The sequence below is a fragment of the Streptomyces netropsis genome, from assembly GCF_014203545.1.
Lineage (GTDB): Bacteria > Actinomycetota > Actinomycetes > Streptomycetales > Streptomycetaceae > Streptomyces > Streptomyces netropsis.
Map to the genome: position 1 here is coordinate 115,564 of NZ_JACHJG010000015.1, position 14,011 is coordinate 129,574.

Annotated in this window: 11 protein-coding genes and 1 pseudogene; 9 read left to right on the top strand and 3 right to left on the bottom strand. The window is 70.8% G+C overall.

Going from position 1 to position 14,011, the window contains the following annotated elements; translation table 11 throughout:
• Window positions 1-16: 16 nt before the first annotated feature.
• Window positions 17-2,095, bottom strand: a complete 2,079-nt coding sequence (locus FHS38_RS29170; protein WP_184738596.1) for a glycogen debranching N-terminal domain-containing protein — start codon at window positions 2,093-2,095, stop codon at window positions 17-19.
• A gap of 112 nt (window positions 2,096-2,207) precedes the next feature.
• On the bottom strand, window positions 2,208-3,278 hold the full coding sequence (locus tag FHS38_RS29175; RefSeq protein WP_184738598.1) for a DUF4192 domain-containing protein: 1,071 nt from the start codon (window positions 3,276-3,278) through the stop codon (window positions 2,208-2,210).
• A gap of 13 nt (window positions 3,279-3,291) precedes the next feature.
• Here FHS38_RS29175 and FHS38_RS29180 point away from each other — a divergent pair, with 13 nt between their 5' ends.
• From FHS38_RS29180 to FHS38_RS29210, 7 genes are all read left to right on the top strand, one after another.
• Window positions 3,292-3,738: a hypothetical protein gene (locus FHS38_RS29180; protein WP_184738600.1), complete on the top strand. Its 447-nt coding sequence runs from the start codon at window positions 3,292-3,294 to the stop codon at window positions 3,736-3,738.
• Window positions 3,731-3,985: a hypothetical protein gene (locus tag FHS38_RS29185; protein WP_184738602.1), complete on the top strand. Its 255-nt coding sequence runs from the start codon at window positions 3,731-3,733 to the stop codon at window positions 3,983-3,985. Before FHS38_RS29180 ends, FHS38_RS29185 begins: the two co-directional genes overlap by 8 nt.
• Before the next feature lie 36 nt (window positions 3,986-4,021).
• Window positions 4,022-4,270, top strand: a complete 249-nt coding sequence (locus FHS38_RS29190) for a hypothetical protein (protein WP_184738605.1) — start codon at window positions 4,022-4,024, stop codon at window positions 4,268-4,270.
• Window positions 4,271-4,380: 110 nt separating this feature from the next.
• A complete protein-coding gene (locus FHS38_RS29195; RefSeq protein WP_308433592.1) occupies window positions 4,381-5,847 on the top strand; it encodes a site-specific integrase in 1,467 nt (488 codons plus the stop codon).
• 71 nt (window positions 5,848-5,918) lie between these two features.
• A complete protein-coding gene (locus FHS38_RS29200) occupies window positions 5,919-7,565 on the top strand; it encodes a hypothetical protein (protein ID WP_221495482.1) in 1,647 nt (548 codons plus the stop codon).
• Window positions 7,562-9,751: a site-specific integrase gene (locus FHS38_RS29205; RefSeq protein ID WP_229822795.1), complete on the top strand. Its 2,190-nt coding sequence runs from the start codon at window positions 7,562-7,564 to the stop codon at window positions 9,749-9,751. The genes FHS38_RS29200 and FHS38_RS29205 overlap by 4 nt, the downstream gene beginning before the upstream one ends.
• Window positions 9,738-10,229, top strand: coding sequence for a hypothetical protein (locus FHS38_RS29210; RefSeq protein ID WP_184738609.1), 492 nt, complete (start codon window positions 9,738-9,740; stop codon window positions 10,227-10,229). The genes FHS38_RS29205 and FHS38_RS29210 overlap by 14 nt, the downstream gene beginning before the upstream one ends.
• Before the next feature lie 98 nt (window positions 10,230-10,327).
• Here FHS38_RS29210 and FHS38_RS29215 read toward each other — a convergent pair.
• Window positions 10,328-10,877 (bottom strand): annotated as a pseudogene (locus FHS38_RS29215) (DUF4192 domain-containing protein); the annotation flags it as partial.
• A gap of 125 nt (window positions 10,878-11,002) precedes the next feature.
• On the opposite strand from FHS38_RS29215, the gene FHS38_RS29220 reads away from it, so the two are divergent.
• Complete coding sequence (locus FHS38_RS29220) at window positions 11,003-13,168, top strand: RecQ family ATP-dependent DNA helicase (RefSeq protein ID WP_184738613.1); 2,166 nt, start codon at window positions 11,003-11,005, stop codon at window positions 13,166-13,168.
• A gap of 222 nt (window positions 13,169-13,390) precedes the next feature.
• Window positions 13,391-13,969, top strand: coding sequence for a hypothetical protein (locus FHS38_RS29225; RefSeq protein ID WP_184738614.1), 579 nt, complete (start codon window positions 13,391-13,393; stop codon window positions 13,967-13,969).
• Window positions 13,970-14,011 lie beyond the last annotated feature (42 nt).

The window sequence follows — 14,011 nt, forward strand, 5'->3', positions numbered from 1 at the left end:
CTTGGCCCGCACCCGCTCACACCCCCAGCTGAAGACCGTCGGCGGCTTCCTCGACCATGCCCAGACCGAGCCTGCTGATCCGCACGGCGAACGGCTGGTCGGCGACCCGCAGTCCGGTGAACCGCAGGGCGCCCAGCGGTGCGGTCCGTGGCGGGCGGACCGCCACGCTCCCCGCCGGCACGTCGGGGCGCACCCCGGCCAGGGTGGTCAGGAGCTGGACCGCGCCCGCCGCGGCGACAGCGGCGGGACGGCAGGCCGCCGGGTGCGGCAGCGGCACGCTGCCGGTGGTGCGCTGCTCCCCCGCGTACATCTCCGGCAGTCGGTATCCGAAGGCCTCGGCCGCGTCGAGGGTGCCTCGCAGCAACCCTCCTGCCTCCTTCTCGAAACCGGCGGCCGCCAGCCCGGCCACGGCCACGGCCGTCTCATGGACCCGCACGGCCCCGCTGCGGTGCCCGAACGGATTGTGCCCGGGTTCCTTCGCCCCGAGGCTGCGCAGCCCCCAGCCCGAGTCGAGCGCCGGCCCGCCGAGCAGCCTGGCCAACTGCTCGGTCTGCACCTTGTCGAGCAGCCCCGGGGCGTAGTCACCGGCTCCGAGCAGACCTGTGTCGAGCAGATGCGCGGCGGCGCATCCCAGATGCGGTATCCGCCGCCCGTCCGGCGTCCGGGCGGCGACGGGACGCCCGCCGCCAGGGTCCTCGGCCCAGAAGTCGTCCCGGAAGCGGCGCCGCAGCTCGCCCGCCCAGTCCCGCCACCGCTCCGCGCCGGGACGGCCGTACGCCTCCAGGAGATCCGCGCCGAGCAACGCGGCACGGTGCGCGTGCGCCTGCACCTCGCAGCGGTACGGCCCGCCCGGCACCGGGTCCGCGAGGTACCCGCCCTCCCCCACCGCCGTCCGCAGCCACCCCAGGCACCGCTCGGCGGCCGGCAGCAGGGCCTCGGTCTCCCGCTCGGCCAGCCCCCATCGCCGGGCCTCGGCGAGGACCACGGGGAACAGCAAGGTCGCCTCGACGCCCGTGCACCCGGGCGGCAGGTGCGCTCCCGCGTGCCGCAGCGCCCCGGGGATGCGACCGCCGTCCCCGTGCGGCCCGGGCAGTTGCGCGCGGGCCAGGGTGCGCAGCGTCCCCGCGGCGAGGCGGACCCCCAGGGGCAGTGTCATCCGGGCCGCCCACAGCGCCTCGGCGGGGGCGAGGTGACCGCAGCGCCAGGGGACGCCCGCGGCGAGGTGGACGTCGGCGGGCTGCCCCGGATCGCGGACCAGCAGCGCGCGGAGATCGTCGAGGCTGGCTTCCAACAGGGCCGCCGTCCGCGGGTCGTCGCCCTCCGCCGCCGCCTCGCCCCAGGGCGCGGTGCCACCGCGGCCCCGGGGCGCCGCGGTCTCGGCCGGTCGCGCCCGTCCGGGCAGCTCCAGCCTGACGCGGAGCTCGATGCTCCGAGTGCCGCCGGGCGGCAGCTCCAGCTCCCAGCACAGCAGCCCGGCCGAAGCGAGGGAGTCCCCGGGCGCCGGGTCGGCGGTGACCGTCACCTGGGTCCCCGCCGCCGACCAGCGCAGCCCGCAGGCGTGCACCGCGGCGGGAACCTCGGGTCCCGCCAGACCCGAGGCGACCGCACCGAGCTCGGCGAGGTCGGTGCCCAGCGATACCTCGACGCCCAGCTTCAACGCCCGCGCGGCCGTGCTGCGCAGGGTGATCCGCTCGGTTCCCTCGGCGTCCCGCAGCCGCTCGACGGTGACGGCCGGGTCGGGCCCCGAGTCGGCGACGGTCCGCACGGTGCCCACGAAGCGGGCCCGGTCGGCGGCGAGCATCCGCCCCTGCACGGGCACCGGTTCCGCTCCGGCGACCCGCACCCGGCAGCGCGCCAGCAGCCGCCGCCCCGCGCGGTAGAACCCGTCGAGTCCGTGCCCGGTCAGCTGACCGTCCTCGCCGGAGATCGCGAGAGCGGGCAGCGCCACGCAGATCAGTGCGCCGTGCACGGGCTGCGGCCCGTGAGCGCGTCCCAGCCCCGGGCGTGGGGTGGGGGGCGGGCGGCGTGTCGCGGCGGAGCCCGCGGTCGGGCTCGGGGTCAGGGTCGGATGACCATGGGGGACATTGCCTTGCATGTGTCTGCGCTCCCTGTGGACGTCGCGACCGGGCGACGGACGGCTGCGGGGCCACCTAGGTGAACGGCGCGGGGGCCACGTAAGTCACGGTGCCCCCCGCCCCACACCCTGATCACTGCCGGCCACGAGCCCCTCGGGGCCCGCTGCGGCGCCGCGCCCGGGCCTTACCGGCGGGCCCGTTCGCTCCGCCGGGGCCGGTGGGACGAAGGCTCCCGGCGTTCCTGAGGGGACCGGCCGTCCGGTTGCCCTCACCGGCTTCGGCCGCGCCGGTGAGGGGCGGGCGACGGCGCCGCCTGACCCGGGGCGCCTGCTGCACGCCCCGGGCGCCACCCTCCGCGTCCGCGCCCCCGACTCGGTCCGCTTCAGCGTGCGCGGCGGCGTGCACGGCACGGTCGGCGCGCTCGCGGCGCAGACAGCGGCGCAGGGGCTCCGGGTCCATGCCCTCGTTACAGGCGCGGTGCAGGAGCTGGGCGAAGAGATACTCGGGATCGGCCGCCAGGGCGCGGCTCAACGCGACCCGGGCCTCCGGCTGATCGCCGGTGGACCAGGCGACCCAGCCCGCGAGCGTGAGCGGCGCGGCCGCGTGCTCGGCGTACGAGGACACACAGCGCCGGGCGAGGGCGCGCCAAAGGCGCAGCACCGTGGGCGCGAGGGGGCCCTCCATCCATTCCGCCGCCTGGTCCCGTGTGGTGCGGTCCTGGAGCCCGAGGATGATCGCGGCGGCTTCGTCGTGGGCGAGGAGGGCGTCGTCCTGGGCGTCCGCCTCCGGCCGCCGGGGGTTCGGAGGTGCGGCGTGGAGTCGGTCCAGCACCAGCCGCGCCAGGCCCATCGTCTCCTCGCGCACGGTCTCGCAGTCCGTCCCTCGGAGGATGCGGGGCACGAGGTCGACGGCGGCCGCGTCCAGCGCCCGTTCCTGTTCCTCGGCCGGGGGGCCGGTGAGCGGTGCGAGCCGGGCTTCCATCTGGCGCAGGGATCCGCGCACCTGGATGCCGGCGTAGGCGGCGGCCGCCGCCATGACCGACGTGCCGGGCGCTGCCAGTGGCGTGCCTTCCGGTGGGCAGCAACGGGCGTCGGGGCAGCAGTTTTCTCTTGCGCTTCTGCTGTGTCTCGATGAGAGGCGAACTGGGTCCTCGGTTGATTCACCCAGCCCCCTCAGCTGTAAGGCGAAAGTCGGCTCGTACACCTAGCTTGTGGTCGTGGACACTGATCAGCCGACTTGGCCGCCCCCCGGTTCGAACCGGCTCCGGCACAAGATGGCGAAGTGGTTCTACAGGTGGTGGAAGCGGCCCCTCTTCATCTGGTTTAGGCAGCGCGGCGTCTGGGGCTTTGTGGCCGTGACCGTCCTGTACTTGGCCGCCAGCTGCTCCCTTGAGTCTTTCGAATGTGCGGCTCAGTTCATGATCGGGTACTTGAATCCTTTCAACCCTCCTCACCCTCTGCGGCCGGGCCAGCAGGCGTGGGCGATCACGATCCGTTTTGTCGGCTGGATCTTGGTGCCTGCGGTGGTGGGTTCGGCAGCTGGACTCTTGGTTGCGGAACAGATGCGGCGGCTCTTCAATAAAGATCCACTCAGGGTGAGACGGAGGGGGTTGGCCTGGTGGCTCTTCCACAGAGAGCCGAAGGGGAAGGTGCCCAATGAGTGACGCCTTCGAGTTCTGGGGCCTCCCAGATGAGGCCCTGATCTGCAGCTTCTTCCACGAGATCCATGGACGCGACGAGGAGGACACGCGGAGTCACTTCCGAAAGATCTTCTACGACTTGCATTGGCAGACGAACCCCGTCTACCTCGCCAACGACCGCGAGCGGGCCTGCAGGATTGAGACGCTCACCTACATCGACGAGACGATCTTCGGTCACGCAAAGGGGGCGTGCCCATTTTGCCTCGCCTGAATGTCGTACTAACGAACGGGGCAGTAGCCTGAAGCCATGGGCCAGCTACTGAAGCGTCTCCCGGTGCGACTCTCGGCTGAGGAAGAAGAAAAGGTCGAGCGTTTGCTCAGCCATGAGGTGACCCGGCAGCTGTTCGTCCGCTCTTTGCCTGGAGCTTCCGACGAAGAGATCGTCGAGGCGGTCAGGAAGTACGTTCGAGGCGTCACCAAGAGGCTTCAGGCTTCTACTTTCGGTGTTCCTACAGAGCCTTCCGGCGACCCGAAGGGCGCCACCAAGGCCGGTTAATCACACGGACTTTGGGGCTCCTGGCTCGAATCCTGCCCACACTTCTCGTTTGGGTGAAGCCCAACAGGTGCCGGGCAGCCTGAGCGGATGAGCATCTACGCTCAACGCCTGTGGAGCTGGTGTTTTTCAAGCCGGCGGGTTGGGAAGAGTGGGGACTTGATCATGAGCCCTTGATCCCTGAGGGGATGCCTGTCCTCGTCGACAACGACTTGCGGTTCGAGGACGGCCCCGAGTCGCCCCGGCCGCTGGTGGCCGTCAACCAGTGGTTACGCGAGCTGCCGTCGAGCGGCTGCCCCGAGCCGGGCTCATGGCGTGTCTATGCCCGGGCAGTGCGGGACTGGGCAGTCTTTCTGAATGACCATGGGACCGGACTGTTCGATCACAGGAGTCAGCTCAAGTCCGCCCTCAGTTCGTACGCGGTGCATCGTGGCAGCGGCCCCTTGGACGTGCGTCTCGCGGCGACGACGTGGAACCAGCACGTGAGCGTCCTGGCGCTCTTCTACCGGTGGGCCGTGGCAGAGGGGCACGCGCAGGCGGAGCCATTCACCTACCGGCAGGCCACTCTCTTCTTCGCCGACCAGGTCGCCAGCCGGCCGGTGAACCAAGCGGTCCGGCGGGTGCCGAAGCCGCACGTGACGATCAAATACCTGGAGGACGACTTCACGGAGCTGTTCGTCCGTGGCCTACACGGCAGGGGTCCCGACGGGGAGGACGAGCGTTTCCGGGGCCGGGAATTGGCCCGCAACGGCGCCGTCGGCCGCGCCGCCCTGGACACCGGGCTGCGGTCACAGGAGTTCACGTTCTACCTTGCGGTCGAACTGCCGCCACTTCCGGCCAAGCCGACCACGCTCCCGATTCCATTCCCAGTGCCGTCCGGCATCGCTAAGGGCCGCAAGTTCCGCACGTCGTGGATCCCCTACACCACCCTGGCGAACCTGCACCAATACCGGGAACTGGACCGGGCCCTGGCTGCGGACGGTTCGGGGTGGCATCCGCCTGAGCGGTGGGGTCCGCCGCTGCTGGTGACCGAAGCCGATCAGTGGGGCGGCCGGATCAACGGCCGCCGGCTGTCCTGGCAGGAACTGCGACCGTCCGAGCGCCGGCGACTTGTGGCTCCCGACGGCGGATCGATGCTGCTGGCGGTCAAGTCGGACGGCGGGCCCTTCACGGCCTGGCCCACCGTCTTCTCACGGACCGCGGACCGCATCCGCGAACGGTTCGAGCCCAGGTTCCCGCACATCCACCCGCACCGGCTCCGGCACACCTTCTCGATGGCGACCCTGGCCCGACTGGTGGGCGGCTACTACCAGCAGGCCGCACAGCTGGTGAAGGACACCGATGCGTCAGCGGGGCTGGCCCTCTACCTGGCCAAGGCCGACCCGCTGATGGTCCTGCGCGATCTGCTCGGTCACTCGAGCGTCCTGACCACGGAAAAGTACCTTCGCCGTCTGGACATGACCCGCATCTACCGGGATGCCTACGACCGAGCCGGACGCGACTACGGGCTGGTCGGCGACGCTGCGGCCGAGCGGGAAGCCCGCGGCGAATTCGACGAGGAGGACGAGGACCTGTGGTGACAGCAGCCACCCTTCACGACCCCATCGGCATCGCCTACACCACCGCGGAGGGCGTTCAGCGGAAAGGCCTGATGCCGGAGGTCGGCTGCCGGGGCCTGGCCGCCGACCTGATGACGGGCATGGTCAACCTGATCCATCCACACGGACGGCTGGCCTCCCGGAGCATCATCGACAAGTACCTGATCGCCGCCCGGCACCTGCTGCTGTTCCTGGACGCCCGCGGTTTCACGGGCGGCGCCGCCGATCTTTCCCGCACTCATCTGGTCGAGTTCTGGATGGCCTCCCAGCGGATCACCGAACTGCACACCAAGGCCCTGCTGAAGGCATGGGACGAGGATCGGGGAAGGCTTCCCGGGCCGGTCCGGGCGATGGCCGAGGGCCGGACCTTCAACCAGCCCGAACAGCGGGGCAATTACGCCCCCTATAGCGAAGCCGAGTGGGACCGGCTGATCACCCTCTGCCGCCGCCGGGTCCGCGCCGCATTCGCCGCCCACGCCGCGGCCCGGGCAGCCGCCTGCCGGGGTTCCTCTCCGCTGGAAAACGGGGTGTGGTCCGGAGACAATCTGCACTGGCTCCTGGCCCACCACGGGCCGCTGGCCTACCCCCATCTGCGATTCCTCGGAGTCTCGAACCAGACAGCCACGCAGGTCCGTCGGCCGCTCGCCGAAAGCCGGGCGGCCCTGTTTCCCCAGACCGACCTGGTGATCTCCTACCAGCTTCTGTTCGGTTCCTACAGCGGGGTCGTGCCCGACGGCATCGACGGGCTCAGCCTGGAGGACATCGACTGGGCGGGCGGATCCGAAGCGATCCTCACCTACATCAAGGGCCGCACCTCGCGGGAAAGCCTGAATCTGCCTCGCAACGCAGTCCGCCTGCTGGAGCGCTGGCTCGAACACTCGGCTCTTCTCCGCTCGCTGGCCCCGGAAGAAGACCGCTCCGTGCTCTGGCTGCGGGACATCCTCAACAGCCCCGGCTCGTTCGAGACTGGGCGGGTCTCCGATCCGTCGGTGCGGGCCTGGGTTATCAGGCACGAGCTGCGAGACGATGCGGGCGCCCCGCTGCCAGTCCACCGCCAGCGCATCCGCACCACCTTTCACACCCACCGAGACCGCCGGACCTGGTCCGGCAGCCCGCGGGCGACGATCGACCCGAACCACACTCCGGGAGTCGAGGGCGACAACTACCTGTCTGCGCCGACAAAATCCCAGCTCCGGGCGGTTGAAGAGGTCATCGAGGAGGCCCAGGGTGATCTTCTTCGCCGGGCTTCACCTCCCACGGTCCTGACCGAGGAGGCGACCGTCGCGCTCGCGCGCGACTATCCCCAGGTCATCGCCCAGCTGCGGCTGGAGGACGCGGTGATCGAGGAACTGGTGGGCGGCGAACGGGACGTCTTCGTCGCGGCCTGCGCGGATCAGCTCTCCGGACTGCACGGCCCGAAGGGCAAGCCCTGCCCGGCCCGGCCCTGGGTCTGCCTGCTCTGCCCCTTGGCCGTCTTCGCCCCGCGACACGCGGGCAACCTGCTGCGGTTGAAGGCATTCTTCAGCCGCCAGTGGCGGCAGATGCCGGCCCAGCACTTTATGGCCGTGTTCAGCCCCTATGCCCAGCGCGTCTCACAGGTCCTGGACTGTTTCGACCCTGTCGTGGTGACGGCGGCCGCCACACAGGTGACCGACACCGACGACGAACTGCCCCTGCGGCCGGAGGAGCGAACCGCGTGATCGGACAGCATGCCCCCGGCCTGGCGCTGGCCTCGATCTCGCCTTTCGCAGGGGCGGATGTCTTCCGGGAAGCCGGCTGGACCGAGGCCAACGGGTTCACCGGACCCCGCTTCGACGACGACGTATGGGATCTTTCAGGCATCCAGGGACGGCCCCAGCAGTTTCGCCGCTATGAGCTGGTCTGGGACTTCACGGAGATCACCAACCCGCGCTGGCGGCTGGTCGCCAAAGAATTCCTGCTTGCCTGCTGGGCTCCGACCCACCCCGTAGTCGCCCACCTGGCCCGGGCCTACCGCACACCGCGAGCACTGGGGACCTGCAGCCGGCTGAAGTTCACCCTGTTCGGCTGGCTCAACTGGCTCTCCCAACACGGCATCACCAGCCTGCGGGAGGTCACGCAGGAGCACTGCGACCGCTACCTCGCCCTACGCAGCACCATCCGCGACAAGCGCGGGCAGCGTCTGCGCGATGCCAGCGCGGGATCCAAGCAGACGCTCGTCAGCACGATCATGGATCTGGCCTTCTACGGTGACCTGTTCAGCAGTGATCGCTACGAGCCCGATCTTGAGCCCTGGCGCTTCGCCAGTCCCTCGGTCGTTGCCGGCTCGCCGAAAACCGCGGAGAACAAAACCCAACCCGTCCCGGAACTCATCCTGCAGCCGCTGCTGGCCGCCTGCCTCTACATCGTCGACAGCCTCGGCCCGCACCTGACCAGCCTGCTGCACCAGGTCAGAGACCGTCCTCCCCGCAAGGGCGGGCCGTTCCGGCGCCGCCCCACCCACACAGACCTCTCCCTCGCCCTGGACGAGCACCGCCTGAGCCGGGAACCCCTGGTCGAGCTGACCGACTGCCGTCTCCAGACACGGCTCTCCGCCGGCTGGAGCCCGGAGGATCCATTGATCCGGGTGAGTCTCACCGCTCTGGCGACCCGGGCTGGCTGCCGCGAGTTCCGCTCGGCCATGCTCACCCCCGCACTCCGCACCCATGCCGAGGAGACGCTTCGGGCCGTCGGCCTGGCAAAGCCATGGGGCCAGGACGCCCCGGCCGTTCCCCGCGCCGACACCCAGGAACTGGTCCCTTGGACAGTCCCCCTGCACACGCGGGAGGTCTTGGAACTCGTGAGCATGGCCCGACAGGCGACGCTGGTGATCACTGCACTGGTCTCCGGCATGCGGCGCAGTGAGCTCTGCGAACTGCTGATCGGCTGCCGACGCACCCTGGAAACCGCCCCCGGCATGGTCCGTCACAGCCTCGCCAGCAAGATCATCAAGGGGAAGGAACTCGGCGGGGTCGCCGACGAGTGGATCGTACTCAAGGAGGTCCATCAGGCCATCGCCCTCGCGGAAGACCTTCACGACGACCCGAGATGCGGTGAGTCGTTGTTCGGCGCGTTCGCCTGGGAATACGCCAATTCACTCCGGGCCTGGGTCAACGGAGCCGGGGGCCGCCGCCTGGGCCTCGCCCCGATCCCGGAAGGGAAGGTCAACCTGCGGATGCTGCGGCGGACTCTCGCCATGGAAGTGGCCTACCGGCCTAACGGGATGCTGGCGGCGAAGATCGCCCTCAAGCATGTGTCGGTAGTCACAACAGAGGGTTACGCCGCCCGGCCCGGAGGCGCCCAGGCCAAGCTCCTGGCCGAGATCAATCTGCATGAACAGGACCGAAACACCTCCCTGGCCCTCGCCGAGTTCCGCCACTACCAGCAAGGCATCATGCCAGCCGGCCCCGGAGCCCAAGACCTCATCAGGTTCTTCGCCCACGTCGACGACCAGATCACCCAGCACACAACCGCCTCACCCCACGTCCGCTCCGGTGACCAGGACGTCCGAAACCTTCTGGCGAAACGAGCCGACACTCTCCACCTGAGCAGCGCGAATTACTGCTGGTTCGCCGATCCCAGCAAGGCCCTGTGCTTGAAACTGGCCGGCACCCCGAACGCCCGCAAGCCACTGGCGGGAATGTGTGACTCCGCGCGATGCCCACAGGCCACCCACCATCCCGGTCACCGGCCGGTCTGGGCCGAGGCGGTCTCCCAGACCACGATCTTTCTCGGTTCTCTCAGTCGCCCCCAGAAGGGCGAGCGCATCCGCCTCCAGGCCGAACTCGACCGGGCACAGCGCGTCCTCGACGAGATCGACAACGCCTCCGGCCGAACGCCGGACGAGGAGTCCCATGCGGACCACTGACGAACAACGGCAGCTAGCCGAAGACCGCGTCCGAGCCGCGATGGACCGCCTCCTTCGAGGTGAGATCCCGCCTGGTGGGCGTTGCGACCTCAAGACGCTCGCCGCCCAGGCAGGTGTGAACCGCACCGGGTTCTACGGCAAGGAAGGACACCCCGGCCCCTTCCAGCACCTGGCCGAGGAATTCACCCGCAGGCGTGACCTTCTTCAGCAAGCAGGCACCATCCCTGACCCTCGCGAGGCCCAGATCCTCCGGCTCAAGGAGGACGCTTCCGGCCTCCGGCGGCGGCTGGCCGAGCGTGACACCGAGGTCGAGGAGCTGACTCGTTTCCGGCAACGTGCGGTCTCGCAGCTGGCCGCGCTACACCTCGAAATCGAGCGCCTCCGGCGACAGCTCAGCGAGGGGTCACACCAGCAGGTCACGAACCTGCCCCGCCCCCGACGTGACCACCATCAGCAGTCCCGGCTGATCTCAGAATGAGACTCACGCCACTAATCCACGCCGAGCGCCTGCTGCTGAACGCCTTCCACCCGCAACAGATTGGGCCGGGACACGGGGAGTGCCGCAAAAAAGAGGGAGGACCAGAAGCGGCCGTCGGAGATGCACAACGCCTCGTACACCGGTACGTCCAGCCCTCCGCAGGCCAGGCGCAGGCATTGGGCGAGCGGATGGAGCCGCTCCATCACGTCCCGCGCGGTCTCCCCGGCCCCGGGGTCCTGGCAGAGGAACAGGACGATGCCGTCGGGCCGGGCGCCGCGCTTGCTGCTGCCCGCGATGAGGGTCTCGGCGAGCTGGGTGCTGACTTCCGGCCATTCCTCGCGGGTCCGCGGAATGCCGAGCCTGAGCCGGCCGCCGAAGCGGCCGCGCTCGCCGTGCAGCGCGACCATGACGACGCTGTCGTCCGGGAAGAAGCCGAGAAGGTACGGCAGGGCGTCGGCCAGCTCGGCCGGGCTGCGGAGGCTGATCTGCTCCTCCGCCGGCGAGGCCGGCGCGCCGGACGGCGTGGCGGAGGCGGCGGACGAGGTGGCGGACGAGGTGGACGGGCGGGCTGATTCATCGCGCTTGGTCATGGCCCGAGAGTCCCGCGGACTTGTCAAGGTTCGCCAGGCCTGTGGATAACTCCCGCATATTGTCCTACTAGTCCTGTGGACGCGGCGTTTCCGGGCCTTCGGCGTGTGCTGGGTCTGCCGCGTTTTCCACAGGCCGACGGTCCCCATTCGCGCATTGTCAGTGGGCTCGTGTTGCATGGGGGCATGAGCAACGAAGATCTCCGCGCCTCGGCCGACGCCGTCCTGGCCCGCCTCGTCGGGGACACCACGGGGACGGCGAAGCTGCGTGAGGATCAGTGGCGCGCGATCGAGGCCCTGGTCGCGGAGCACCGCCGCGCGCTCGTGGTGCAGCGCACCGGCTGGGGCAAGTCGGCCGTCTACTTCGTCGCCACCGCGCTGCTGCGCGGGCGCGGCAGCGGCCCGACGGTCATCGTCTCGCCGCTGCTCGCCCTGATGCGCAACCAGGTGGAGGCCGCGGCGCGGGCCGGGATCCACGCGCGCACGATCAACTCCGCCAATGTCGAGGAATGGGACACCGTCCAGGCCGAGATCGCCGCGGGCGAGGTCGACGTGCTGCTGGTGAGCCCCGAGCGGCTCAACAATCCGGACTTCCGCGATCAGGTGCTGCCCAAGCTCGCCGCCGCCACCGGCCTGCTCGTCGTCGACGAGGCCCACTGCATCTCCGACTGGGGCCACGACTTCCGGCCCGACTACCGCCGGCTGCGCACCATGCTGGCCGACCTCCCCCCGGGCGTGCCCGTCCTCGCGACGACCGCCACCGCCAATGCCCGGGTCACCGCCGACGTCGCCGAGCAGCTGGGGACGGGCGAGGGCGCCGCTCAAACGCTCGTGCTGCGCGGACCGCTGGACCGGGAGAGCCTGAGCCTCGGCGTCCTGCGGCTCCCCGATGCCGCCCACCGGCTGGCCTGGCTCGCCGACCACCTCGACGACCTGCCGGGCTCCGGCATCATCTACACCCTCACGGTCGCCGCCGCCGAGGAGGTGACGGCGTTCCTGCGCCGGCGCGGGCACACGGTCTCCTCCTACACCGGCAAGACGGAGAACGCCGACCGGCAGCAGGCGGAGGAGGACCTCCTCGCCAACCGGGTCAAGGCACTCGTCGCCACCTCCGCCCTGGGCATGGGCTTCGACAAGCCCGACCTCGGTTTCGTGGTCCACCTGGGCTCGCCCTCCTCCCCCATCGCCTACTACCAGCAGGTGGGCCGCGCCGGCCGCGGCGTCGAGCACGCCGAAGTCCTGCTGCTCCCGGGCCGTGAGGACGAGGCGATCTGGAAGTACTTCGCCTCGCTCGCCTTCCCTCCGGAGGATCAGGTGCGCCGCACGCTGGACGTGCTGGCCGCCTCGGACCGGCCCGTGTCCCTTCCCGCCCTGGAGCCGCAGGTCGAGCTGCGGCGCTCGCGTTTGGAGACCATGCTCAAGGTCCTCGACGTGGACGGCGCGGTGCACCGCGTCAAGGGCGGCTGGACCGCGACCGGCCGGCCGTGGGCCTACGACGGCGAGCGGTACGCGTGGGTCGCGCGGCAGCGCGAGACGGAGCAGCAGGCGATGCGGGACTACGCCACCACGACCGAGTGCCGGATGGAGTTCCTGCGCCGCCAGTTGGACGACGAGCAAGCAGCTCCCTGCGGGCGGTGTGACAACTGCGTGGGTGCCAGGTTCACCGCCGAGGTCTCCAGCGTGGCGCTGGACGCGTCGCGCGGCGAACTGGGCCGCCCCGGTGTCGAGGTCGAGCCGCGGCGGATGTGGCCGACGGGGATGTCCGCCGTGGGCGTGGATCTCAAGGGCCGTATCCCGGCGGGCGAGCAGGCCGCTGCCGGACGCGCCCTCGGGCGGCTCTCCGACATCGGCTGGGGCAACCGGCTGCGACCGCTGCTCGCCCCGCAGACGCCCGACAGTCGGATTCCGGACGATGTGGCAGAAGCAGTGGTGACCGTCCTGGCCGACTGGGCCAAGGGGCCCGGCGGTTGGGCGTCCGGCGCCCCCGACGCCCCGTCCCGTCCCGTGGGCGTCGTCACCCTCGCCTCCCGCACCCGTCCCCAGCTGATCGGGTCCCTCGGCCACCACATCGCCACGATCGGCCGGATGCCCCTGCTGGGCTCCGTCGAATACCGGGACGCGGCGACGGACACCCGGCTGCCGCGCACCAACAGCGCGCAGCGCCTGCGGGCGCTCGACGGGGCGCTGACCGTGCCCCCCGCGCTCGCCCAGGCGCTCGCGTCGGCGGACGGGCCGGTGCTGCTCGTGGACGACATGGCCGACACCGGATGGACCCTCGCCGTGGCCGCGAGGCTGCTGCGCCGGTCCGGCGCCAGGGAGGTGTTCCCGCTGGTCTTGGCGGTTCAGGGGTGAACCGCCACCGTGCGCGCGGGCAAGCGGCGGGAATATACACGACGGACCGCCCGATAACGGTCGGTGGCGCCAATTGATCGTTGCCGGGTGACTGGTGCGGCCGCGAGAATTGGGACCGGCCCCCCGCTCCCGCCTCCACGGCTTCGCCGGGACGGCTGTCGTGGTGCGCGCCCGCGCCTGACGCCCCACCCGAGCCGTGGGCGCGCAGACGAAGGGAGAATCGTGGCCTTCGGTTTCGCCGCACCGCCGTCCGCCGATTCCGTTTCCCGGTTGGCCCGGCTGCTCGAACCCGCCGAGTGGGCCGCTGCCGGGATCCCTCTGCTGCGCAATCCGCGCGAGGTCGTCACCGGGCTGCACGACCGCCACGCGCCGACACCGTCGACGGCCGTCATCGCCGTCCTGGGTCCGGACGAACGGCTCGCGGCCAGCGCCTCCGTGGTCAGACAGCAGGCCGCGGCCGACGGATGGGAGCTGCGCAACGCGCTCCTCACCCAGCTACGCCAGGTGATCCCGCACGATCTGCGCCGCAGGACCCCGATCCGCACGGCCGTGCTGCTCTACTGCCGTGAGGGCGGGGGTCATTGGACCCGGGAGGACGGCGCCTGGATGTGGGGGCTGCGTGACGCGTGCACCCTGCACGGGCTGCGCTGCGGCGCGTACATCACACTGACCCGCAACGGGTGGCGGATCCTCGGGGAGGGTCGCAGCGGGCGTCAGCCGCGGTCCCCCGCGTACTCGGCGGCACGCTTGAGGTCCGGCGGCGGAGCACCCGAAGCGCACCGCCATACGGCGGCCCGCTGAAGGCCACGGCCTCGCACGGCAGGGCCGGACGGTTCACCCGGC